We start from the raw sequence: 323 nt of genomic DNA on the forward strand, positions 1-323 counted from the left end.
ATGGCCTCGCCGCCCTTCCTGTGGACGGCTCCGTCGACCCCGCCCCCGCCCAGGAGGGAGCTGTTGGCGGCGTTGACGATCGCGTCGACCCGCTGCTCGGTGATGTCGCCCCTGATGACGCTGAGGCGAGTGTGATGAGTGCTGCTCATGTTGGTTTCCTTCCCGGTCCTGGGGGCTCCTCCCCGGGCCGCTCCCATCCTCGCGGAGCGGGGCGCGGTGTGCCGGAAAGCCCCATCCCCACGGGTAACCAGGATTTAACCCGGGGGTACGACAACGTGTAGTACTAGCGCCGGTAAATTAAACGGAATGCCGTGTGCGACGGG

General features: G+C 66.6%; 1 protein-coding gene. It reads right to left on the reverse strand.

The window, feature by feature from the left end:
* The coding region (locus D471_RS35555) for a macro domain-containing protein (protein ID WP_040690648.1) at positions 1–149 on the reverse strand (149 nt) is incomplete at its 3' end.
* Positions 150–323 lie beyond the last annotated feature (174 nt).

Source organism: Nocardiopsis lucentensis DSM 44048, from assembly GCF_000341125.1.
Classification (GTDB): Bacteria; Actinomycetota; Actinomycetes; order Streptosporangiales; family Streptosporangiaceae; genus Nocardiopsis; species Nocardiopsis lucentensis.